Source organism: Rhizobacter sp. P2_H2, from assembly GCF_056403375.1.
The window spans coordinates 25,123-48,447 of the sequence record NZ_JBFUFP010000005.1; the positions used below are offsets into that span (position 1 = coordinate 25,123).

Consider the following 23,325-nt stretch of genomic DNA (forward strand, 5'->3'; position numbering starts at 1 on the left):
TCAGGCGGCGGCGTGCACGGCATCCAGCCGCAGCCGCTTCGCGATGTGGTCGGCACCGAGCCGCGGGCCGCGGCCGAACAGCTGCTCGCGCAGCGTGCCGCCGGCGTACTCGCGGCGGTAGCGGCCGCGCTTCTGCAACTCGGGCACCACGTGCTCGACGACATCGCGCATCGATTCATGCGCCACCGCATACGCGAGGTTGAAGCCGTCGACGCCGGTCGCCTCGACCCAGCGCTCCAGCTCGTCGGCCACCTGCACCGCATCGCCGACGATCACCGGCCCGCGGCCGCCGAGGCCGATGAACTGCGCCGCTTCCTGCACCGTCCAGACGCGCGTCGGGTCGGCCTGGTTGAACGACGCGAGCGCGCTGCGGCCGGCCTCGGTGTCGATGTACTCGACCGTCGCGTCGGGCGCGAAGCGGCTGAAGTCGACGCCGGTCCAGCCCGACAGCAGCGCGAGCGAGGCGTCGAGGTCGATGTGCTCGCGGTACTCCGCATGCCTGGCCTTCGCGACGGCTTCGTTCTCGCCGGTGACGATCAACGCCTGCGCGTAGATCAGCACGTCGTTCGCCGGGCGGCCTTGCGCCACCAGCGCAGCGCGGATCCCGTCGACATACTTGCGCACCACCGCGACGCTCGGCCCGCTGACGAACACGCACTCCGCATGGCGCGCCGCGAAGGCCTTGCCGCGCGGCGAGCTGCCGGCCTGGTACAGCACCGGCGTGCGTTGCGGCGACGGCTCGCACAGGTGGATGCCCGGCACCTGGTAGTGCTCGCCGCGGTGGCGGATCGGGCGCACGCGCGCCGGGTCGGTGAAGACGCCGCGCGCCTTGTCGCGCACCACCGCGTCGTCCTGCCAGCTGTGTTCCCACAGCTTGTAGACGACCTCCAGGTACTCGTCGGCCATGTCGTAGCGGTCGTCGTGCGCCGGCTGCTGCGGCAGGCCCAGGTTGCGCGCGGCGCTGTCGAGGTAGCCGGTGACGATGTTCCAGCCGATGCGCCCGCGCGTCAGGTGGTCGAGCGTGCTGATGCGGCGCGCGAACGGGTAGGGGTGCTCGTAGGTCAGCGCGCAGGTCACGCCGAAGCCCAGGTGCTGCGTCGCCTGCGCCATCAGCGGCACCAGCGCGAGCGGGTCGTTCAGCGGCACCTGCACGCCATGGCGCAGCGCGGCATCGGCCGCGCCCTGGTACACGTCGTAGACGCCCAGCACGTCGGCCAGGAACACGCCGTCGAAGCGGCCGCGCTCCAGCAGCTGCGCGAGCTCGACCCAATGGTCCGGATCGGTGTAGCGGTGCGAGCGATCGCGCGGGTGCGTCCACAGCCCGGGCGACTGGTGCCCGACCGTGTTCATCTGGAAGGCGTTGAAGCGGATCACTTGCTTGCGAGGGCCTGCTGGTAGTCGGTCTTCACGAAACCGGCGAACTTCGTTTCGGTGATGGCGAGGAACTCCTTCGAGCGGTAGGCCTCGGCGATGTCCTTGACCCACGGCGCGTCCTTGTCCGCGGTGCGCACCGCGACGACGTTCTGGTAGGTCGGGCCGGTCTTCTCGAGCGCGAGCGCCTCGGTCAGCTTCAGGCCCGAGGCCAGCGCGAAGTTGCCGTTGACGAACGAGTAGTCAGTGTCGTCCAGCGAGCGCGGCAGCTGCGCGGCCTCGATCGGCACCAGCTTGATCTTCTTGAGGTTGACGGCCACGTCCTTCTCCGACGCGCGGATCGGGTCGGTGCCTTCGCGCAGCCTGACCCAGCCGATCTCCTGCAGAACGACCAGCGCGCGCGCCGCATTCGTCGGGTCGTTCGGCAGCGCGACGACGGCGCCTTCCTTCACGTCCAGCGTCTTGTGCTTCCGGCTGTAGATCGCGATCGGCGCGGTCGGCACCTTCAGCAGCTCGCTGATCGCGAGCTTGTTCTCGGTCGCGAACTTCGTCAGGTAGACGATGTGCTGGAACGCGTTCGCGTCGAGCGCGCCCTGGGCCAGCGCGTGGTTCGGCTGGATGTAGTCGTTGAACTCGACGATCTTCACCGTGTAGCCCTTCTTCTCGAGCAGCGGCTTGATGCCGAGCTTGATCTGGTCGGCGTACGGGCCGGCGGTGGCGCCGAACACGATCTCCTTCTTCTGCTGGGCGGTCGCGCCGAGTGCGACGGCAGTGAGTGCGAGGGCCAGCAGCGAGCGGCGTGCGAACAACATGGGTACAACTCCAGGGAGAGATGAAGAAATCGGGAATCGGATCAGCGCTTGTCCAGCCGGCGCGCGACGGTGTTGCCCACCAGCTGGATCGCCTGCACCAGCACGATCAGGATCGCGACGGTGAGCACCATCACGTCGGTCTGGAAGCGGTAGTAGCCGTAGCGGATCGCGAGGTCGCCGATGCCGCCGCCGCCGACCACGCCGGCCACCGCCGAATACGACAGGAAGCTGATCGCGAGCACCGTGAGCGCGAGCACCAGGCCGGAACGCGCCTCGACGATCAGCACGCGCCAGATGATCTGCAGCTCGGAGGCGCCCATCGCATGCGCGGCCTCGATGACGCCGCGCGGCACGTCGCGCAGGTTCTGCTCGACCATGCGCGCGAAGTACGGGATCGCCGCGAACGACAGCGGCACCGCGGCGGCCACCGGCCCGATCGAGCTGCCGGCGATCACGCGGGTGAACGGCACCAGCGCAACCAGCAGGATGATGAACGGGAACGAGCGCACGGTGTTGACCGCCCAGCTGACGACGGCGAACAGCGGGCGATTCGCAAGCGACTGGCCGGGGCCGAGCAGGAACAGCCAGATGCCGAGCGGCCCGCCCAGCAGCACCGCGGCCGACAGGCCGATGGCGAGCATCAGCAGCGTCTGGCCGAGCGCGGTGCCCAGCTCGGGGAGGATGGCGACGATGTTCTCAGGCATACGCGGCCTCCTGCGGCGGCGCGGCCACCAGGCGCGCCAGCGCGCGACCCAGCGCGGTCTTGCGCGCGGCGCCAGCTTCGGCGAGCGCGAACTGCTCGGCCACCGCGCCGTCCTCGATCACCGCGACATGGCGGCACAGCGTGTGCACCACCGCCAGCTCGTGCGTGACGATCACGATGGTGACGCCGAGGCGGGCATTGATGTCGCGCAGCGTGGCCAGCAGCGACTGCGTGGTCTCGGCGTCGAGGGCAGACGTAGGCTCGTCGCACAGCAGCACCGACGGCCGCGAGGCCAGCGCGCGGGCGATCGCGACGCGCTGCTTCTGGCCGCCCGACAGCTGCGCCGAGTGCACGTCGACCTTCTCGTCCAGGCCCACCAGCGCGAGGCACTCGTGCACGCGCTGCTCGATCTCGGCCGCGCGCCAGCGGCCGTGGATGCGCAGCGGGAACGCGACGTTGTCGAACACGCTCGCGTTCTGCAGCAGGTTGAACTGCTGGAAGATCATGCCGATGCCCTGGCGCGCGTCGCGCAGCACGCGCTTGCCGAGGGCCGTCAGCTCGCGGCCGTCGACCGTGACGCTGCCGTGGTCGGGTCGCTCCAGCAGGTTGATCAGCCGCAGCAGCGTCGACTTGCCGGCGCCGCTCTTGCCGACCAGCCCGAAGATGTCGCCCTGGCGGACCTGCAGCGAGACGTTCTTGACGGCGTCGAAGCGGGTGCCGTTGGGCAGGGCGAACGACTTGCTCAGGCCGTCGAGCCGGATGAGAGGCGGCGGCAGGCCGGGGTCGAGGTTCTGGATGTTGCTCATGAGTAGGCCGTCGGCTCGGGGATCTGCCCGTTCAGCACGTAGCGGCCGATGTCGCGCAGCTTGTAGTCGATCGGGTCGTGCAGCGTGTGCACGCGGGCGTTGCGCCAGAAGCGGTCGAGCCCGTAACACTGCGAGGTGGAGCGCGCGCCGGTCAGCTCGAAGAGTTGCGAGCTGACCTCGAGGCCGGCGCGGTGCGACAAGGCCTTGGCCTCGGCCACCGCGATCGCGACCTCGCCGCGCTCGGCGGCCGTCAGCGCCGGGCCCTGGCGCAGCGCCTGGTCGAGCCTCACCGCTGCCACATCGGCCAGCGCGATCGCAGGGCGCAGCAGCAGCCACAGCTCGCCGTAGCGGTGCTGGATGAACGGATCGTCAATGGCCTGCGCGACACCGGCGGCGAACCACGGCTTGCTCGATTCGCGGGTGTAGCGGCGGGCCTCGTCGAACGCGCCGAGGCCGATGCCGAGGTACAGGTTCGCCATGATCAGCTGCGCCACCTGCGAGCGCAGCGTGGCGCGCGCGGTGGGCACGACGCCGGGCGCCTGCAGCACCTCGTCGTGCGAGACCGGCACCTGGCGGAACGCGACGTTGCCGCTGTCGGTCTGGCGCTGGCCGAAGGCGTCCCAGTCGGCCTGCACGCTGACGCCTTCGCGTCGTGTCGGCACCGCGGCGATCAGCGCCGTCTGCGTCGGCTCGTGCCAGGCGGAGACCGTCAGCTGGTCGGAGCCGACCGAGCCCGACGCGAAGCTCTTGATGCCGTCGATCACGAAGCCGCCGTCGACCTCGCGGGCGAGCGTGCGCTTGTCGAGCGGATTCAGCGCATTGCCCCAGAAGAGCTGCTCGTCGACGGTGCGGCGCAGCAGCGAGCGCTGCTGGTCGGCGCTGCCGTACAGCAGCACGCCGGCGAGCTGCAGGTGGTGGAAGCCGAACAGGTGGGCGAGCGCGCTGTCGGCCTGCGCGAGCTGGCGCAGCACGCCGAAGAAGGTGGGCCAGTCGGCGCCGAGGCCGCCGAGCTCTCGCGGGATCGTCAGCGTCAGCAGGCCGCTCGCGCGGATGTGTTCGCGCTCGGCCGCGGCGTGGCCGCCGGCCTGGTCGCGTTCGACCGCGGTGGCGGCGAGCTGCCGGACGAGGGTGGCGGTGGCGGCAGCGATTCGCTCATGCACGTCGGCATGGCGGGACAACGGGAGAACCTGGGACATCGTGGGCCGCAGTGTCGAGCGCGGACATCGCGCGGCGAACGAAGGAAAACGCGACTCGATCTGCGGTTTGCGATGAAGCGGACCGGAGAGCCGTTCAAGCCCTTCGAACATTGGCTTCAGAAAATTCGGATACTCACGTTCTCGTGGTCCCCGACCATCCCTGGCCCCATGAATGAGGAAGCGCCCTTGAACAACTCACGCACCCATGTTGCTCTCGCCGATCGCGTGCGGGCCCGCCGCCGCCTGCTGCAATTCCTGGCGGGCAGTCCCTTGCTGGCCGGCTCCGCAGCCCCGGGCGTGATCGCCGCCCTGGCGGCGACACTGTCCGATGCGGCGTCGGCGCAGAGCTACGACGTGCTGCGCGCCCAGACACGCAAGGTCGGCGACATCATCGAAGCGCCCGAAGACGCGCTCAACGTGATGGACTTCGAGCCGGCGGCGCGAAAGGCGCTGCAGGCCCAGGGCGCTCCTGCACAYTGGGGTTACATGGCCACCGGCGTCGACGACGACGCCACGCTGCGCGCGAATCATGACGACTACGACAAGCTCCGCATCAAGGTGCGGCGGCTGGTCGACGCGCGCAAGATCGACACGCGGATCCGCCTGTTCGGTGCCGAGTACGCCAGCCCGATCTTTCTGTCGCCGGTGAGCAGCCAGGGTGCATTCCACCCCGAAGCAGAGATCCCGGTCGCACGCGCGGCGGGCGCGAGGAAGCAGCTGATGGTTCTGTCGACCTCCAGCAATTCGTCGGCCGCCGACGTGGCCAAGGCGCACGGCGCACCGATCTGGTTCCAGCTCTATCCCACCGACGACTGGGACGTGACGCGGGCGCTCGTCAGGCGTGCCGAAGAGGCCGGGGTCACTGCCATCGTGCTGACGGTGGACCGGCAGGGCGGGCGCAACACCGAGACGCTGTTCCGTGCGCGCAGGCAGGACGATCGGCAGTGCGTCGCCTGCCATGCCGGCGGCTTCAAGAACGAAGTCTCGCGCAAGCCCGCGTTCAACGACATCGACGTGTCGCACGTGACCAACCTGTACGGGACAGGCATGACCTGGGACTTCGTCGCCAAGCTGCGTGCCGCGACCAAGGCGAAGGTCGTCCTGAAGGGCATCATGACCGGTGAGGACGCTGCTCGCGCGGTGCGGGCCGGCGTCGACGGCATCATCGTGTCCAACCATGGCGGACGCGCGGAAGAGAGCTTCCAGTCGACGATCGGCGCGCTGCCCGAGGTCGTCAAGGCGGTCGCCGGCAAGATCCCGGTGCTGGTGGACGGCGGAGTCCGCCGCGGGACCGACGCCTACAAGGCATTGGCACTGGGCGCGACGGCGGTCGGCATCGGGCGCCCCTACTGCTGGGGGCTCGCGGCCTTCGGCGAACCGGGCGTCGCGGCCGTGCTCGGCATCCTGCAGCGCGAGTTCGAGACCATCATGCGTCAAACCGGGGCGACCCGGCTGAAAGAGATCACCGCCGCGACGGTCGCTGCCGGCCCGTCGTTCGCCTCGCGATGATCACACTTGAGTGGGCGAGGGCGCGTTTGCGGCAAAAGCATGAGCTCAGGTGAAGAATCCCCGCAGAGGTGCTACGCTGTGTAAGGAATTCCTGGCGGATACACATCATGCGAACGAACATCGAGATCGACGACAAGCTCATGAAGGACGCCTTGAAGGCCACGGGCGCGAAGACCAAGCGCGAGGCCGTGGAGTTGGGCCTGCGAACCCTGGTGCGACTTCGTGCGCAGGAGAAAGCCCGCGAACTCAAGGGAAAGATCACCTGGGAAGGTGACCTGGAATCCATGAGGACGGACCGGTGATCCTGGTCGACTCCAGCGTCTGGATCGACTACTTTCGCGCGGCGGACACGCCGCAGGTCGCGCTTCTGGACTCGGTCCTCGGGCGCAGCCCCGTGGCCGTGGGCGACCTGATCGCGGCGGAAGTCCTGCAGGGAGTTCGCAGCGAGCGCGAGTTCAAGCTGGTGAAGCAGACCCTGGAGACCTTCGATCACATCGATCTGGTCGGCTACGGCCTGGCGGTGAAGGCTTCCGCGAACTACAGGACTCTGCGCGCCATGGGCATCACCATCCGGAAGACCATCGACACGCTGATTGCAACCCGGTGCATCGAAGACGGATTGATGCTGCTCCACGCGGACAGGGATTTCCTTCCCTTTGCCGAGCACCTCGGGCTCAAGCAGGCATATTCGGGGAACTGACGCGAGCCCCCAACCCCGCGGGTCCCTCCATGTACCAACACATCCTCGTCCCGGTCGACGGCAGCGACACCTCCACCCGCGGCCTCGACGAAGCGATCCGCCTCGCGAAGCTGACCGGTGCCACGCTGCGCCTGATCCACATGGTCGACGAACTGAGCTTCGCGACCGGCTTCGGCGGCTACGCGGGCGATGTGGCGGGCGTGCTGAAGAGCGCCGGCAACGAGGTGCTGGCCCGGGGCAAGGCACGCGCCGAGGCGGCCGGCGTCCCCGCCGAGGTCGCGCTGTTCGAGACGATGCAGCGCCGGCTGGCTGACGTGGTGGTCGACGAGATCGGCACATGRCCGGCCGACCTCGTCGTGGTCGGCACGCACGGCCGCCGCGGCATCGGGCGCTGGGTGCTGGGCAGCGATGCCGAGCAGATCCTGCGCAGCTCGCCGGTGCCGGTGCTGCTGGTCCGGCCACCGGCGCATTGATCGGCATCAGGCCAGCGTCGCGCCGACAACACACGGGCCTGCGCTTCAAAGCGCTTTGTTGAGAACAATTCTTATTAGCCTGTAGACTTGCCCGCCAGGAGCGCCGGCAAGCCGCCATCCCCATTGCGGGACGAGCCGCGGGCAACCCCAACCCACCGCCACCACGACAGCACGCGTCCGGCATCGGCCCGCGTGGCGCAGCCCTGCCCGACAAGACGCGGCGTCCAACGCATTTGGAGAAGTACCCGTGAACCACCCCTTCCTGATGACGGCCTGCGCCATCGCCGCCAGCCTGGCCCTGGGCGATGCCCGTGCGCAAGACGCCAGGCCGCAAGAGACCAAGCCGCCGGAAGCCGCACTCGACAAGGTCTCCGTGACCGGCAAGCGCGTGCACCGCGTCTCCAAGGGCGCCACCGGCCTGCCGATGGACGTGAAGGAAACGCCGCAGACCATCAGCACCATCGACCAGGGCGAGATGGCCGATTTCGGCCTGACCGGCAGCAATGAGGCACTGGGCCTGGCCACCGGCATCAATGTCGAGCAGTACGAGACCAACCGGGCGACCTTCAATGCGCGCGGCTTCGAGATCCAGCTGACGCAGGTCGACGGCCTGGGCATGACCAACTCCTGGGGCACCGTCGTCGGCCGCGAGGACACCTTCCTGTTCGAGCGCATCGAGCTGATCCGCGGCGCCAACGGGCTGCTGACCGGCGTGGGCAACGCGTCGGGCACGATCAACTACGTGCGCAAGCGCCCGAAGAACGAGGACGGCGGCGCAGCCAACGTGACGCTCGGCTCCTACGGCCTCAAGCGCGTGGCGCTGGACTACAACAAGGTGCTGGCCGAGGACGGCTCCTGGGCCGGCCGCTTCGTCGTCGCCCATGAGGACAAGGACTCCTGGATCCGCAACCTGCACAACGAGCGCACCTCCCTCTACGGCGTGGTCGACGGCCAGATCGGCACCGACGGCGTGCTGACGCTGGGCGTCACCGCCGTCGACGCCAAGCAGGATTCGCCGATGTGGGGCTCGCTGACGCTGCTGCGCTCCGACGGCACGCAGGCCGACTTCGACGTCGGCTCGTCCACCTCGCAGAAGTGGACCTACTGGAACAACAAGTCCTACAACGCGTTCGCCGAGTACTCGCATCACCTGACCCCCGACTGGGAGGCCAAGGCCACCTACAACTTCCGGCACGGCAACGAGTCGACGCGCCTGCTGTACGCGTACTCGCCGACCGGTGTGCTGAACCCGGACAACACCGGCCTGGTGGGCTGGCCCTACCGCAGCGAAGGCAGCGCGGACAACCACGTGCTGGACGTCAGCCTGAACGGCGAGTTCTCCGCCTTCGGACGCAAGCACAGCCTGCTGGTCGGCGTGAGCCAGTCGCGGGAGAAGACCTCCGTCGACGCCTTCGCCCCGTCGACCGACCTGGGCAACCTGCCGTCGCTGCCGGCCTTCCCGTACGGCGACGACGCGTTCCCCGAACCGGCGTGGGGCCCGCGCCTGCCCAGCACCCGCGGCGAGCAGACGCTGACCCGCGTGTACGCGGCCTCGCACCTCACGCTGACCGATTCGCTGAAGGGCGTCGTGGGTGTGAACGCGGTGCGCCTCGCGCGCGAAGGCGCGTCGATCTACGGCACCACGGCCACCAACACCGACTATCCGGTGACGAAGGAGACGAGCCCCTACGTCGGTCTCACCTATGACTTCATGCCCGACCTGCTGGGCTACGTGTCGTACTCGAACATCTTCCAGAACCAGGACCAGACCGACTACAACGGCAAATACCTGGACCCGATGAAGGGCGTCAACGCCGAGCTCGGCGTGAAGGCCGAGTGGCTCGACAAGGCGCTGCTGACGACCTTCGCCGTGTTCACCGCCAAGCAGAACGGCCTGGCGACCTACGCCGGCACCATCACCGAGGTGCCCACCGACGACCCGCGCTACAACCAGTCGTGGTACGAGGGCAAGGACGTGACGTCCAAGGGCTACGAATTCGAAGCCACCGGCCGCGTCGCGCGCGACACGAAGCTGACCTTCGGCTACACCCGCCTGATCCTGACCGGCCCGGACGGCAACGCCATCTACGAATGGGTGCCGCGCAACACCGTCAACTTCCGCATCGACCACCGCTTGCCGGCGCTGCCGGCCTTGCGCGTGGGCGCGGGCGGCCGCTGGCAGTCGGACGTGAGCAAGAACGGCAGCGCGAAGCAGGGCGCCTTCCTGGTGGCCAACGCCTTCGCCGCGTATGAGCTGACCCCCGCCGCCACCGTGCGGCTGAACGTCAACAACGTGTTCGACAAGAAGTACATCACCGGGCTGGCCTACGGCGCGATCTACGGCGCGCCGCGCACGGTCGCGGTGTCGCTCGACTACAAGCTCTGACCCGGGCCTCAGGGGGGCGTGAGAGAGGGTCCCGGATTGGCATCCGGGCTGCGCATCTCGCCCAGCCAGCGCGCGGCGTCTTCCGGCGACAGCGGCCGCGCATACAGGTAGCCCTGCAGCACGTCGCAGCCGGCGGCCGTCGCCGCCCGCGCGTGCTCGCGCGTCTCGACCCCTTCGGCCACCACGTCCAGGCGCAGTGCCGAGGCCAGGTCGCAGATCGCCTTGACCACCGCGGTCGCGTCCGGCGCCGGCATCGGGTCGATCAGGCTGCGGTCGATCTTCACGGTGCGCAGCGGCAGGCTGCGCAGCATGTTCAGCGACGAGAAGCCGGTGCCGAAGTCGTCCAGCGCGACCTCGATGCCGTGCGCCCGCATCTGCCGGATCTGCTCGCGCGCCTGCTCCATGTAGGTCACCGCCGCGCTCTCGGTGATCTCCAGCGTCAGCAGCCCCGGCGGCACGTCGAAGTGCCGCAGCGTGCGCAGCACCAGCTCCGGGAAGCCCGGGTCGAGCAGCTGCAGCGGCGACACATTCACCGCCACCGGCACCGTCTTGCCGAACGCGCCGCGCCACTCCGAGATCTGCTGGCAGGCCTGCGTCAGGATCAGGTTGCCGAGCGGCCCGATCAGCCCGGTGCGCTCGGCCGCCGGGATGAACTCCATCGGGCTGATGCGCCCGAGCCCCGGCCGGTCCCAGCGCACCAGCGCCTCGAAGCCGACCAGCGTCTTGTTCTGCGCATCCACCTTCGGCTGGTAGACCAGGCAGAACTCGTCGTTCTTCATGCCCGCCCGCAGCGCCTGCTCGGCATCGAGCGACGCGCCCGAGCCGCGCTCGAAGCGCTCTTCGGCGAACTGCACCGAAGTGCCCGGCGTGCGCTTGGCCTCGTGCATCGCCGCATTGGCCGCGCGCAGCAGCGCCTCGGGCTCGCGCGCGGTGGCCGGGTAGGTCGCCATGCCCATCGACACGTCGAGAAAGAACTCGTGCTGCGGCAACGCGAGCGGCTGCATCAGCATCTGGCGCACCGCCTGCGCGACGCTGTGCGCGGTGCGGTCGCTCTCGCTGCCCGGCGCGAGCAGCGCGAACTCGTCCTCGCCCAGGCGCATCACCTCGGCGCGCCCCGCCAGCGCCTTCTGCAACGCGGCCGCCAGCGAGCGCAGCACCGCATCGCCGATCGACGGGCCATGCGCCTCGTTGAAGAGCTTGAAGCGGTCGACGTCCATCAGCACCAGTGCGAACGGCGTCGGCAGCTCCGCGCCGCACAGGTCGCGCAGCCGCTGCAGCAGCGCGACGCGGTTCGGCAGGCCGGTCAGCTCGTCGTGCGTCGCCTGGTACAGCATGGCCTGTGCCGCGTCGTGCTGCGCGGTCTCGTCGGTCACCACCACCTGCTCGGCCGGGCGGCCGTCCCAGTCGATGCGCCAGGCGCTGAAGCGCAGCTGGATCGGCGTGCCGTCGAAGCGGTAGCGCATGCCCTGCCAGCTGGCCTGCCGCAACTCGCCGGCGATGATCTTGCGGTGGCGGTCGCGCGCCTGCTCGCGCTCCTCGGGCGGCATCGTCGCCTCGCGCCACAGCGTCAGCACCTCGGTCAGCGCGCTCAGGCCGTAGATCTTCAGCAGCGCCGGGTTGGCGTACAGCAGGTCTTCGCCGCGCACCACCGCGACGCCCTGGTGCGAATGCTCGGTGAGCTGCAGGAAGCGGTCGCGCAGCCGGCGCGATTCTTCATTCGAGCGACGCACCGCGGCGTGCAGCAGCGCGAGGCCGAGCGTCAGCCGCAGCATCGCCGCCACCGTCGCCTGCAGCGTGATGCCGGCCGGGCCGAAGAACACGAAGGTGAACTGGTTGATGCCCAGCAGCATCAGCAGCAGCCCGGCCAGGCGCTCCGAGCCGCCATGCCGCCACAGCCAGATGGTGGCCACCAGGCCGGCGGCGACGTGCAGGCTCGCGCTCACCGCCTGCGCCGCCTGCACGTTCAGCGGCACCAGCAGCGCCGCCACCAGCAGCAGCACCGCGCCGAGCGCGAAGGCCTCGGCGCGGCTCGGCATGCGGCCGGCCAGGCGGGCGCTGCCGACCAGCAGCAGCGACAGGTACAGCGCCGACACGCCGACGATCACGACCGTGCCGAGCGCCGCGACGACACCGTCGTTCTGCGCCTGCATCAGGTAGGCGGCGGGAATCATCGCCTGGCTCGCGAACGCCCAGCCGAGGTCGCGCGAGAACAGCTGCGCCCGGTCGCTGCGCCAGGCGAGCAGCAGCGCCCAGCCGACGATCAGGTTGACGCAGGCGTTGATGGCGAGGGCGAGCGTCACGTGCGGGCCGCTTCCTCGCGGATCCACTGGGCGGCGCGCTCGGCGATCATCAGCGTCGGCGAGTTGGTGTTGCCGCTGGTGATGGTGGGCATCACGCTCGCATCGACCACGCGCAGCTTCTTGACTCCGTGCACCCGCAGCTGCGCATCGACCACCGCGTCGGCATCGCTGGCAGGGCCCATCTTCGCGGTGCCCACCGGGTGGAAGATCGTCGTGCCGATGTCGCCGGCCAGCCGCGCGAGTTCATCGTCGGACTGGAACTGCACGCCCGGCTTGATCTCCTTCGGGCGGTAGGGCGCCAGCGCCGCCTGCTCGACGATGCGGCGCGTGACGCGCAGCGAATCGGCCGCGACGCGCCGGTCTTCGTCGGTGCTCAGGTAGTTGGCGCGGATGCTCGGCGCGACGGCGGCATCGCCGCTTCGGATGTCGATGCGCCCGCGGCTGGTCGGGTTCAGGTTGCACACGCTCGCGGTGAAGGCGTTGAAGCGATGCAGCGGCTGGCCGAAGGCATCGAGCGACAGCGGCTGCACGTGATATTGCAGATTGGCGAATGGCTGCGCGGCATCGCTGCGCGTGAAGGCCCCGAGCTGCGACGGCGCCATGCTCATCGGCCCGCTGCGGCGGAACACGTACTCGGCCCCGATCATCGCCTTGCCCCACAGCGAATTGGCCATCGTGTTCAGCGTGCGCACGCCATCGACCTGGTAGACGGCCCGCACCTGCAGGTGGTCCTGCAGGTTGCCGCCGACGCCGGGCGCGTCGCGCATCACCATCACGCCGTGCTGCTGCAGCAGCGCGCGCGGGCCGATGCCCGACAGCTGCAGCAGCTGCGGCGTGCCGACCGCGCCGGCGCACAGGATGACCTCGCGCGCCGCGCGGGCGCGCACGCGCTCGCCACCGCCCTGCGGGATCACCTCGACGCCGTTGGCTTGCGGTTGGCCATCCCACGAACCGTCGCTCGGCCCGGGCTCGACCAGCACGCGCGCGATCTGCGCGCCGGTCCACACCTGCAGGTTGGGCCGGCGCAGCACCGGCCGCAGGAAGGCCTTGGCCGCATTCCAGCGGATGCCGCTGCGCTGGTTGACGTCGAAGTAGCCGACGCCTTCGTTGTCGCCGCGGTTGAAGTCGTTGCTGTGCGGGATGCCGGCCTGCTGCGCCGCCTGCGCGAACGCGTCGAGGATCTCCCAGCGCAGGCGCTGCTTCTCGACCCGCCATTCGCCGCCCGCGCGCTGGCCGGTCCGGTCGAAGCCGGGCGCGGCATGGAATTCATCGGCGCCCTTGTGGAAGTCTTCGTGCTGCTTGAAGAAGGGCAGGCACTCCTGCCAGCTCCAGCCGGGGTTGCCGAGCGCGCCCCAGTGGTCATAGTCGCGCGCCTGGCCGCGCATGTAGATCATGCCGTTGATGCTGGAGCAGCCACCCAGCACCTTGCCGCGCGGGTAGCGCAGCGAGCGGCCGTTCAGGCCGGGGTCTTCGTCGGTGTGGAACAGCCAGTCGGTGCGCGGGTTGCCGATGCAATAGAGGTAGCCGACCGGGATGTGGATCCACAGGTAGTCGTCGTTGCCGCCGGCCTCGATCAGCAGCACGCTCTTGGTCGGGTCGGCACTCAGCCGGTTGGCCAGCAGGCAGCCGGCCGTGCCGGCGCCGCAGACGATGTAGTCGTAGGTGATCTCGCGCATCGGGGGGGGCTCAGGGAATCAGCAGGACCTTGCCGGTCGACGCACGGCTCTCCAGGCGGGCATGCGCCTGCGCACCGTCGGCCAGCGCGAAGCGCGAGTCGACCGGCACGCGCAGCCGGCCGCTGCGCACCCAGCCGAACAGCTCGCCGGCCCGGCTGCGGCGCTCGTCGGCGCTGGTCAGCACGTTCCACAGGTCGCCGCCGGTGAGGGATTTCGAGGTGTCCATCAGCAGGCGCGGGTCGACCGGCGCCGGGTCGCCGCCGGCCATGCCGTAGAAGACGACGTGGCCGCCGGTGCGCACCGCGGCCAGGCTCTGCGCGAGCGTGGACCCGACCGAGTCGTAGACCACGTCGACGCCGCCCGGCGCGAAGGCCTGCGCCGCGGCCACCCAGTCCTGCGAATACAGCTCCACCGCATCGGCGCCGGCCTCGCGCGCCTGCGCGGCCTTGGCCTCGCTCGACGTGAGCCCGATCACGCGGGCGCCGAGCGCCTTGCACAGCTGCACCAGCAGCCCGCCGACGCCGCCGGCCGCGGCATGCACCAGCACGCGCTCGCCGGCCTTCAGCGCGTGGCTGTCGCGCACCAGGTACTGCGCAGTGAGGCCTTGCAGCAGCACGGCCGCCGCGGTGTCGAAGCCGATGTCGTCGGGCAGCGGGATCAGCTTCGCGAGGTCGACCGCCACCAGCTCGGCGTTGGCGAACGGCATGTCGGCGAAGCCGACGCGGTCGCCGGGCGCGAAGCCGCTGCCGGCCGGCGCCGCGACGATCTCGCCGGCGCCTTCATAGCCGGCGATGTACGGCGGCGAGCCGGCCAGGTGGTAGGTGCCCTTGCGCCGGTAGACGTCGGCGAAGTTCAGCCCGATCGCGCGGGTGCGCACCAGGGCCTGGGCGGGCCCCGGCGCCGGGTCGGGATGCGGGCGATAGCGCAACACATCCGGCGCACCGAAGCTGTCGAAGCTGAGCACATTCATGGTGCGGCATGGTACCCGCCGCCCGGACGGCCTCAGCGCGGCGCAGTGACGCCGTACCAGTCGAAGCGGCGCGTCGCGACCATCACCGCGGCAAGCACCACGAACAGCAGCACCGAGCCGATCACGAGGGCCGTCTGCTCCATCTGCAGCAGCGTGTACAGCGCGCCATAGAGCCCGGCGATGCCGGCCCCGAAGCCGAGCCCTTCGCGCCAGCCGCCCAGCACGTGGCGCCCGTAGAAGGCGAGCAGCGCGACGCAGGCCCCCGCCGCCACCGCGTACGACGCGGCGAACGGGAAGTGCTCCGACAGGCTCAGCAACAGCAGGAAGAACAGGCTGATCGCGCAACCCACCAGCAGGTACTGCACCGGGTGCACGCGGCGGCGCAGCAGCAGCTCGACCATCGCGACCGCGACGAAGGTGAGGCCGATGAAGAGCAGGCCGTACTTGATCGCCCGGTCGCTCAGCGAGTAGGGGTTGACCGGGTCGATGAAGGCGACGCTGAACGCCTCGGGTTGGCCGGACGGACGAGCCCCGCGCACCTCGTCGGGCGACCCGGCGACGGCGGCCGCCGTCAGCGGCACCGCCGTCGACACCGCGACCTCGCCCGACAGGTCGGTCGCCGCGCCGGTGGCGAGCGCGGACACATCCCAGGTGGCATCGAAGCCGTTCTTGCGCACCTCGCGCCGCGTCGGCAGGAAGCGGCCGCCGAACGACGGGTGCGGCCAGTTGCCCGCGAGCGTCATGTGGTTCTCGCGCCCCACCGGCACCAGGCCCAGCTCACTGGTGCCGGTCAGGTCGAGCGACAGCTTCACCGGCGCCGGCACGGCGGCGCGCAGCCAGCCGTCGGGCAGTCGCGCCTGGAAGCCTTGCGGGCGCTTCTCGTCGCCGGTGCCGGGCTGCACCACCAGCAGGTCGCTGCCGACGCGCACGTCGGCGCGCCGGATGCCGCGCGGGTCGGTCACCTCGACCTGCAGCACCGGCGGCTCGCACTGCAGCCGCCCATTCGCATGCCGCAGCGCCGGCCGCACCGGTGCCCAGGCGGCCTCCATCTCGGCGTGCAGCCCGTAGGTGTTGACCTTGAACAGGCCGCGCCAGCGCGGCTCCATCGTCGCGGTGGCGGTCACGTCGAGCCGGGCCGGCACGCTGGTGACGATGAACTCGCGCGTCTCGACGCCGCTGCGGGCAGCGGCGCCATGGCCGTACTGCACGTCCCACGACTCGGTGCAGCGCGTGCGCAGCAGCGGCCCGAGCAGCGCCTGCCGGCCGGCCTGGCTCTCCTCGACGTTCTGTTCGGCCTCGGCGAGGCGCCTCTGGCGTTCATCGACCAGGGCACCGATGCGGCCCAGGGCCAGGGACAACAGGACGGCGATCGCGCCGATGGCGGCCGCCTTGACGAACAGCGGGTGGGGCTTCATGCGGGCTCCAGGAGTTGAAGCGCCGCACTGTGGCCAGCACCGTTGAAGGCGCCATGAAGTCGCGGTGAAGTCGGCTCAGTGGATGCTGCTCGCGAGGATCGGGAACAGCTTCACCAGTCCGTCGGACATCACCTCGACCGCGAGCGCCGCGAGGATCAGCCCCATCAGCCGCGTCATCACGTTGATGCCGGTCTTGCCGAGCACCCGCGCAATGCGGCCGGACGCGCTGAAGGCCAGCCACACGGCGATGCCGATCACCACGCCGTAGCCGACCAGCACCGCGATCTCCCACCAATGCCGCGTCTTGTCGGCATAGATCACCATCGTCGAGATGGTGGCCGGGCCGGTCAGCAGCGGAATGGTCAGCGGCACCACCGCGATGCTGTCGCCGGCATCGACCTTGGTGTTGCCTTCGGTCACATCCTCCTGCCGCGTCTCGGCCGGCTGCGCGTTCAGCATCTGCAGCGCCGAGATCAGCAGCAGCGTGCCGCCGCCGACCTGGAACGACGCCAGCGAGATGCCGAAGAACTCGATGATCCTCAACCCGGCCACCGCGCTGACCGCGATCACGATGAAGGCGCTGAACGCGGCGACGCGGATCGTGCGCTGGCGCTGTTCGCGGGTGAAACCACCGGTAAAGTGGATGAAGAACGGGATCACGCCGATCGGGTTCACGATGGCGAGCAGGGCGATCAGCGGCTTGTAGATGTCCATGCGGCATTCTGACTTCAGCTGCGGCCCAGCTCGCGCAGGTAGCGCAGCCCCGGCACCGCGCGCGGCCCGTACCAGCTCAGCAACTCGCCGTCGACCCGCTGCACGCGCGCCTGCGGGCACAGCGCCTGCGCCAGCGCCAGGTGTCGGTCCTTGAACATGAACGGCTCCGAACTCAACAGCACGCGCTCCACCTGCGCGAGCCAGGGCTCGTCGCCGCGCACCACCGGGTAGCGCGCCGCGCCGTGCGGGCCGCCGTCGAGCGCCGGCTCGGTGTGCCAGCCGATGCGCGCCAGCATGCGTGACAGGTAGGTGTCGCGCGCGACCGTCATCCACGGGTCGTGCCAGATCAGATAGAGCACGCGGCACCGCAGGCCAGGCAACAGACTTTCTTCACCACGGGTTTCCCCTAGCTCGTGCTGCAAGGCCTCGCGCAGCACCCGTGCGCGGTCGTGCACGCCCGGCTCGTGGCCGAACACCGCGGCGAGCTGGTCGACCAGCGCGAGGTTGTCCTCGGGACCACACGGGTGCGTCACGATGACCTGCGCACCCATCTCGTGCAGCGCCGGCACGATGTCGTGCCGGTTCTCATCCACGTTGACGAGGACGTGGGTGGGCGCAAGGCGCCGCAGCCGGTCGAGGTTCACCGCCTTGGTGCCGCCGACCTTGGGCACATCCCGCACGACGGCCGCCGGATGGATGCAGAAGCCGGTGCGCGCGACCAGGCGCGGACCGAGGCCGAGCGCGACGACGAGCTCGGTCAGGCTGGGCACAAGACTGGCTATGCGTGTGTTCACGACAACACTTTTCGTTTCCCTCGGCTTGCAAGGGGTTTCCACAATTTGCACCGCTTCGCGCAATTACTCGATAATCAAAATTCTGTGTCTGGAAGCAGCGCCTTCACTTGAATGGTTCAGGATGGGTACACGCTCCACATGGTTCTCGTGACTTCAGGAAAGAAAGGCGCTCTCCATGGGCAATAAACTCTACGTCGGCAACCTCGCCTACAGCGTTCGCGACGACGATCTCCAACAAGCATTCGCACAATTCGGTACTGTCTCGTCCGCCAAGGTCATGATGGACCGCGACACCGGCCGCTCCAAGGGCTTCGGCTTCGTGGAGATGGGCTCGGATGCCGAAGCGCAATCGGCCATCAACGGCATGAACGGCCAGGCCCTCGACGGCCGTGCGCTGGTCGTCAATGAAGCCCGTCCGCGCGAAGAGCGTCCGGGCGGCTTCGGCGGCGGCGGTGGCGGCCGCTCCGGCGGTGGTGGCTTCGGCGGCGGCGGTGGTGGCGGCTACGGCGGTGGTGGTGGCGGCGGTGGCCGCTCCGGCGGTGGCGGCGGCTACGGCGGTGGTGGCGGCAGCCGCTCCGGTGGTGGCKGCGGCTACGGCGGTGGCGGCGGTGGCCGTTCCGGCGGTGGCGGCAGCTACGGTGGTGGTGGTGGCGGCGGCAGCCGCGGCGGCTACTGATCAGCCCCAGCGATCCGGTTAGAACAAGAAGCGGTGAGTGCGAAAGCGCTCACCGCTTTTTTCATGGCCCGTCGCGTCAGAGCCCCAATCAGAGCTCCAACGCGAAGGCCGCCTTCACGAACACCTCGGTGTCCTTCGGCGCGCTCACGCCCGGGCGCTGGCGGCTCATGCCGACGCTGAAGACCCGGCCCAGCCCGATGCGGTGCTGGGCCACCAGCGACCCCACGGTGTCCCGCTCGCGCGCCGCCGCCAGCCCGGCGGCATCGTCGGCGACGCGGTCGATGCGATGGCGCTGCCAGACCGCCCGCACCGAATCGCGTGCATCGAGGTGCAGCACGGCCAGCCACTGCAGCGCGGTGTCGGTCAGCGCGCGGCGGCCGTCGGGCCCGCGCACGAAGCCCTGCTCGGCGCGCTGTTCCGATTCGACGCCCCAGCCGTTGGGCAGGCTGCCGCGCAGCTTGGCCTCGAGCAGCCAGACCGCGCCGCGGCCGACCCGATCGGCCTCGACATCGATGCGCTGCCCCCATTCCAGTTCGGCCGTGAAACGGGTGAACCACGGCGCCGGGTTCACGCCGTAGGTCAGCGCCAGCGCGTTCGTGCGGTGCGCCTGACCGCCTGCCGACACCGGTTTCACGCGCTCGGTGTGGGCACGCCACTCGACCGATGCCTCGGTGTTGTACGCCGCCGACCACCACAGCCCGGGGTGCAGGCGCCGTGACACCAGCTCGCCGTCGGCGATGCCCTCGCGCGGGTCGGCGAGCGCGGTGCGCTGCTGCGCCCACAGGTAGGCCTCGAATTCGTAGAGGTTGATGCCGGGCAGCGCGACCTCGCCGAAGCGCCGGATCGCCTCGGCCTGCAGCGAGCGCACGCCGGCCTGCTCGACGAAGCCGTTGTCGTTGCGAAAGCGCGGGCTGATCTCGGCGGCCTCGGCGTTGAGGTTCCAGCCCGGCACGCGCCGCGCCCACGCAGCCCACAGGTAGCGGCCGTCCTCCGGCGCGCCGGCCGACGGCGCGCCATCGGCGTCGAACAGCGCGGTGGTCTGCGAACCGAGCGCCCGCAGGCGCAGCTGCTCCTCGGCGGTGCGGCGCCACAGCAGGTCGGCACCGGCGACGCGGTTCTCGCGCGCGGCCTCGTAGCGGCGCACCGAGACCAGCCCGCCGGCACTCAGCGCCTCGCCGTGCACCCGAGCGCGCAGCAGCGTGGCCTGCGAGCGCTGGTCCTGCAGCGCGACGCCGGTGCCGTAGGCGCCCGGCCGCAGCACCAGCCCGCCGCCGTCGTCGCTCAGGCTGAGGCCGGTCGCGTCAGCCTCGGCACCGCGCCAGGTGGCGCGCAGCCCCCAGCGCGGATCGGTCACCGAGCGCGAGTAGAACGAGGCGAGCGGCAGGTCCAGCACATCGGTGCTTTCGAGGAAGAACGGCCGCTTTTCCTCGACGCTCAACGCGAAGCGGGTGTTGCCGGCCAGCTGCGGAACGTCCAGCTCGACCTGCGAGAAATCGGGGTTCAGCGTCGCATCGAACACCCAGTCGGCGCGCGGGCGCCACTTGATCTCGGCACCGACGGAGGTGCGGTCGGCCGGCTCGCTGCCGCGCGTCGAGCGCATCGTCAGCTCGGGGCGCACCGTCAGGAACGAGCGCTCGCGCACCCGCTCCGTCACGTCCTCGAGCCCGTCGACCGGCTGCAGCTCGGCGATGAAGTTCAGCGCGTCCTTGGTCAGCGGCGCGCTGAGCAGCAGCATGCTGGCCTCGCGCGGCACGCTGCGGCCGACCATCATCCGCCACGGCGCGCCGCCCTCGTACGGGTAGCGCAGGCCGAGCAGCGGCATGCGGATCTCGACGCTGTAGCCGTCGACTTCGCGGTGCACCGCGGCATCCACCTCGAAATCGGGTGCGAAATCCTCGGTGTCGGTCTCGGCGATGTACATGCCGTCGGCCACCACGCCGGCCGCGTTGACGCGCACGAACTGCGCCGAGCGGCGCGTGCCGGCCGCATCGAGCATCACCGAGACGAAATCCTGGTCGCGGCGCACCTGGTCGCGGCGCAGCAACGGGGCACGGATCAGCTCGGGCTGCGGGTCGTAGGCCCGGATGCCGAACGTGATCGCGTGCTCGTCGACCAGCACCTGCACCGTGGTGCGCAGCGGCGCCGGCAGCCGGTCGACCGGCAGGTACTGCACGAAGGCATCGTGCACCGGGGCATGGCGCCAGCCGGCGTCGTCGAGGCGGCCGTCGATGACCAGCGGCGGGTCGTCGGCGAGCAGCCTGGACGCGCGCGGGTGCGGCAGCTGCGCGGCGGCCTCCTGGGCCGGCGCTTCGGCCGTGAAGGCCTGCAGCGCAAAGGCACAGGCCGCAGGCGCCCACCAGCGCCAGCGCGAGAGGTTCATCGGGAGGACCGGAACGAAGGGAGGCGCGCAGTATAGGTTTGCAACAGGGAGTGCAACTGCGGCGCGTCCTCCGCAACTGTCCGCGCTCAGCGGGCGCGCCGGCGGCGGCGCCACGCGGCCCGCACGCCCCAGCCCGCCAGCACCAGCGCGATCCCCCACGGCAGCAGGCCGACCACTGCAGTGATCAGCACCCCGATGCTCGACGCGATGACATGCCCCGCGCCGCGCAGCGCATCGGTGACCGGCCGCCACATGCCGGTCTCGATGACCGAGGGCTGGGCCCCGAAGCTGATCGACACGTGCACCCGTTCGGTCTCGTTGGCCAGCACCTTGCGCTGCGACGCCAGGCTGTCGAGTTCGCTCTGCACCTGGACCAGCTCGCGCTCGACCTCGATCAGGTCCTTCAGCTTCGCGCCGGGCGTCGCCATCAGCACGCGCAGGTGGTCGCGGAACGCGGTCTGGTTCTTCAGCCGCGCCTCGGTGTCGAGCACGGTGTCGGTCTTGTCTTCGGCGGTGCGCGCGTTCAGGCCGGTGCGGCCCAGGCCGCTGATCCGCGCGAGGAAGGCCTCGAGCTGCTGCGGCGGCACGCGCGCCTCGAGCGTCGCTGTGGCGGGACGGCGCTCGTCGTTGCGCTCGAGCGCGGCGTTCAGCACCTCGCAGCCGGCGGCGGTGCAGGCGTCGGTGGCATCGCGCCAGGCGGCTTCGACGCCGTCGGCCGCGGTGAAGATCTGCAGCGTGTGGCGCACGGCCACGTAGCGGCGCACCTCGCTGGCCGTGTCGGCGCCGGCCTTCGCGGATTGCGCCAGCTCGGCAGCGGCCGCGCGCTTGGCCTTCCCGAACGCGGCGGGCGCCGGGGCCGGCGCCGCCCCCTCGAGGGTGCCGCTGTCGGCCTCCATCGATCCGCCGCGGCCGCAGGCAGTGAGGGCTCCCAACAGGAGGGACAGGGTCAACACGGGCAGAACGGAAGAACGGCGCATCGGGCGTCTCACGTGAAAGTTCAGGTGAAGGCTGATACGCACGACCCCGCCGAACGGGGTGAAACCGTCACTCGCCCTGGCGTTTCTTGCGCGGCCGCCCGGCCAGCGCCAGGTCGTACAGCCAGTTCGGCAGCGCACGCAGCAGCTTCGCGACGACGCCCATCTGCCACGGGATCACCCGGTAGGTGACGCCGGCCTCGATCGCGCGGAAGGCCCGGTCGGCGAACACCTCGGGCTGCATCAGGAACGGCATGCCGTAGCGGTTCTCGCGCGTCAGCGGCGTGTCGATGTAGCCCGGGCCCAGCGTGACGACCTTGACGCCGTCGGGCCGCAGTTCGCCGCGCAGGCTCTCGCAGTAGGCGATCACCGCCGCCTTGCTCGAGCAGTACGCGCCGTGACCGGGCAGCCCGCGGATGCCGGCCACGCTCGCGATGCCGACCAGCGCACCGCTGCGCCGCGCCCGCATCGCGGTGATGAACGGCTGGAAGGTGGCCGCCATCCCGAGGTTGTTGGTCTCGTAGGTCGCCCGCATCACCGCCAGGTCGTCGAACACCGCGGTGTCGATGCCGACGCTGATGCCGGCGTTCGCGATCACCACATCGGGCAGGCCCTGCGCCGCGATGCAGGCCCGCCCGGCCGCGGTGATTGCGTCGATGTCTCGCACGTCGGCGGCGTACACCGCGAAGCGCGACGCGTCGAGGCGTTGCGCATCGGCCCACTTGCGGACCTCGTCGGTGCGCCGCGCCACCAGCGCCAGCCGGTAGCCGGCCTGGTGGAAGCGCCAGGCGAGCGCCTGGCCGATGCCGCTGGAGGCGCCGGTGATGAAGACGAGGCGATCGCCGCTCATTTGGATTCCCGGGGGCTGAAGACGGCCCGCATGCGTCCGCCGAACTTGATCACCCGGTCGAGGTGGCTGTATTCCATGCTGTCGGCGCGCAGCTCGGTGCCGCCCTGGGTCATGGTGACCGGCAGGTGCGACTTGATGCGCTCGGTGTCGATGAAGGCCTGCAGGAACTCGCTGCGGAAGCTGATCGGCGGGCCGCCGTCGACACCGTCGCGGATGATCTCGGCCTGGCCGACCAGCTGCACCTCGGTGGCGTCGCCGTTCGCGATGGCCTGGCGCGCGGTGGCGTGCAGCACGCGGCCGTCGGTGCCGACGGCGCGCAGCCGCACGTTGTCGATCTCGACGGTGTCGGTGTCGGGGTAGTGGCGCAGCACGTCGCCCTCGATCTGCGCGCGCAGCTGGCCTTGCGGCGTGAAGCGCTGCAGCGCGAAGTGGCGCATCTCGTAGTCGGGCACGTGACGCAGCGGCGCGGCGATGCGCGGGTCGTCGGACAGCGGCGTGTTCTTGACGAGCCACCAGGTGCCCATCGCGAGCACGCCCATCAGCACCAGCGGCAGGTAGGACGACAGCAGCTCGACCAGCCGCCAGCGCAGCGGCTGCGGCGTGCGCCGGCCGCCCGGGCG

The 23,325-nt window shown here is 70.4% G+C and carries 21 protein-coding genes; 6 read left to right on the plus strand and 15 right to left on the minus strand.

Annotated features, from left to right (window positions below; all coding sequences use genetic code 11):
* Genes AC1D15_RS01305 through AC1D15_RS01325 form a run of 5 tightly spaced genes read right to left on the minus strand, consistent with a single transcriptional unit; the run spans position 1 to position 4,888 of the window.
* Positions 1–1,374 (minus strand): LLM class flavin-dependent oxidoreductase, encoded by a 1,374-nt coding sequence (locus AC1D15_RS01305; protein WP_477824614.1) that lies wholly within the window; start codon positions 1,372–1,374, stop codon positions 1–3.
* Positions 1,371–2,183, minus strand: a complete 813-nt coding sequence (locus AC1D15_RS01310) for a MetQ/NlpA family ABC transporter substrate-binding protein (protein ID WP_047503849.1) — start codon at positions 2,181–2,183, stop codon at positions 1,371–1,373. Before AC1D15_RS01310 ends, AC1D15_RS01305 begins: the two co-directional genes overlap by 4 nt.
* A 41-nt stretch (positions 2,184–2,224) precedes the next feature.
* Positions 2,225–2,887, minus strand: coding sequence for a methionine ABC transporter permease (locus AC1D15_RS01315; protein WP_477824615.1), 663 nt, complete (start codon positions 2,885–2,887; stop codon positions 2,225–2,227).
* Positions 2,880–3,692 (minus strand): methionine ABC transporter ATP-binding protein, encoded by an 813-nt coding sequence (locus AC1D15_RS01320; protein WP_477824616.1) that lies wholly within the window; start codon positions 3,690–3,692, stop codon positions 2,880–2,882. The genes AC1D15_RS01315 and AC1D15_RS01320 overlap by 8 nt, the downstream gene beginning before the upstream one ends.
* Positions 3,689–4,888: an acyl-CoA dehydrogenase family protein gene (locus AC1D15_RS01325; protein WP_477824617.1), complete on the minus strand. Its 1,200-nt coding sequence runs from the start codon at positions 4,886–4,888 to the stop codon at positions 3,689–3,691. The genes AC1D15_RS01320 and AC1D15_RS01325 overlap by 4 nt, the downstream gene beginning before the upstream one ends.
* Positions 4,889–4,960: 72 nt before the next feature.
* On the opposite strand from AC1D15_RS01325, the gene AC1D15_RS01330 reads away from it, so the two are divergent.
* The 5 genes from AC1D15_RS01330 to AC1D15_RS01350 all read left to right on the plus strand — a co-directional run bounded on the left by AC1D15_RS01330 (position 4,961) and on the right by AC1D15_RS01350 (position 9,956).
* A complete protein-coding gene (locus AC1D15_RS01330) occupies positions 4,961–6,397 on the plus strand; it encodes an alpha-hydroxy acid oxidase (RefSeq protein ID WP_197066847.1) in 1,437 nt (478 codons plus the stop codon).
* Between the two features lie 107 nt (positions 6,398–6,504).
* Complete coding sequence (locus AC1D15_RS01335) at positions 6,505–6,699, plus strand: type II toxin-antitoxin system VapB family antitoxin (protein ID WP_477824618.1); 195 nt, start codon at positions 6,505–6,507, stop codon at positions 6,697–6,699.
* Positions 6,696–7,097, plus strand: a complete 402-nt coding sequence (gene vapC, locus AC1D15_RS01340; RefSeq protein WP_477824619.1) for a type II toxin-antitoxin system VapC family toxin — start codon at positions 6,696–6,698, stop codon at positions 7,095–7,097. The genes AC1D15_RS01335 and vapC overlap by 4 nt, the downstream gene beginning before the upstream one ends.
* 29 nt (positions 7,098–7,126) lie before the next feature.
* On the plus strand, positions 7,127–7,570 hold the full coding sequence (locus AC1D15_RS01345) for a universal stress protein (RefSeq protein ID WP_477824620.1): 444 nt from the start codon (positions 7,127–7,129) through the stop codon (positions 7,568–7,570).
* A 247-nt stretch (positions 7,571–7,817) separates the two neighbouring features.
* A complete protein-coding gene (locus AC1D15_RS01350) occupies positions 7,818–9,956 on the plus strand; it encodes a TonB-dependent siderophore receptor (RefSeq protein ID WP_477824621.1) in 2,139 nt (712 codons plus the stop codon).
* Between the two features lie 8 nt (positions 9,957–9,964).
* Here the strand turns inward: AC1D15_RS01350 and AC1D15_RS01355 are convergent, their stop codons facing one another.
* The 6 genes from AC1D15_RS01355 to AC1D15_RS01380 all read right to left on the minus strand — a co-directional run bounded on the left by AC1D15_RS01355 (position 9,965) and on the right by AC1D15_RS01380 (position 17,825).
* Complete coding sequence (locus tag AC1D15_RS01355) at positions 9,965–12,256, minus strand: putative bifunctional diguanylate cyclase/phosphodiesterase (protein WP_477824622.1); 2,292 nt, start codon at positions 12,254–12,256, stop codon at positions 9,965–9,967.
* Positions 12,253–13,932, minus strand: a complete 1,680-nt coding sequence (locus AC1D15_RS01360) for a GMC family oxidoreductase (protein WP_477824623.1) — start codon at positions 13,930–13,932, stop codon at positions 12,253–12,255. The genes AC1D15_RS01355 and AC1D15_RS01360 overlap by 4 nt, the downstream gene beginning before the upstream one ends.
* Before the next feature lie 10 nt (positions 13,933–13,942).
* Positions 13,943–14,902: a quinone oxidoreductase family protein gene (locus AC1D15_RS01365; RefSeq protein ID WP_477824624.1), complete on the minus strand. Its 960-nt coding sequence runs from the start codon at positions 14,900–14,902 to the stop codon at positions 13,943–13,945.
* A gap of 32 nt (positions 14,903–14,934) precedes the next feature.
* Entirely contained in the window at positions 14,935–16,317 is a 1,383-nt protein-coding gene (creD, locus tag AC1D15_RS01370; RefSeq protein WP_477824625.1) for a cell envelope integrity protein CreD, read from the minus strand.
* A 75-nt stretch (positions 16,318–16,392) separates the two neighbouring features.
* Positions 16,393–17,031, minus strand: a complete 639-nt coding sequence (locus AC1D15_RS01375) for a MarC family protein (RefSeq protein ID WP_047503815.1) — start codon at positions 17,029–17,031, stop codon at positions 16,393–16,395.
* Positions 17,032–17,045: 14 nt separating this feature from the next.
* Complete coding sequence (locus AC1D15_RS01380) at positions 17,046–17,825, minus strand: helical backbone metal receptor (RefSeq protein ID WP_465110112.1); 780 nt, start codon at positions 17,823–17,825, stop codon at positions 17,046–17,048.
* Positions 17,826–18,000: 175 nt separating this feature from the next.
* Between AC1D15_RS01380 and rbp the strand changes: the two genes are divergently transcribed.
* Positions 18,001–18,501: an RNA-binding regulator gene (gene rbp, locus AC1D15_RS01385; RefSeq protein ID WP_477824626.1), complete on the plus strand. Its 501-nt coding sequence runs from the start codon at positions 18,001–18,003 to the stop codon at positions 18,499–18,501.
* An 88-nt stretch (positions 18,502–18,589) separates the two neighbouring features.
* Here rbp and AC1D15_RS01390 read toward each other — a convergent pair whose 3' ends face one another.
* From AC1D15_RS01390 to lptC, 4 genes are all read right to left on the minus strand, one after another.
* Entirely contained in the window at positions 18,590–20,881 is a 2,292-nt protein-coding gene (locus AC1D15_RS01390) for a carbohydrate binding family 9 domain-containing protein (RefSeq protein ID WP_477824627.1), read from the minus strand.
* Positions 20,882–20,967: 86 nt separating this feature from the next.
* Positions 20,968–21,831 (minus strand): DUF4349 domain-containing protein, encoded by an 864-nt coding sequence (locus tag AC1D15_RS01395; RefSeq protein WP_477824628.1) that lies wholly within the window; start codon positions 21,829–21,831, stop codon positions 20,968–20,970.
* A 94-nt stretch (positions 21,832–21,925) separates the two neighbouring features.
* Complete coding sequence (locus AC1D15_RS01400) at positions 21,926–22,705, minus strand: SDR family oxidoreductase (protein ID WP_047503811.1); 780 nt, start codon at positions 22,703–22,705, stop codon at positions 21,926–21,928.
* On the minus strand, positions 22,702–23,325 hold a 624-nt coding region (gene lptC / locus AC1D15_RS01405), incomplete at its 5' end, for an LPS export ABC transporter periplasmic protein LptC (protein ID WP_477824629.1). The genes AC1D15_RS01400 and lptC, both read right to left, overlap by 4 nt.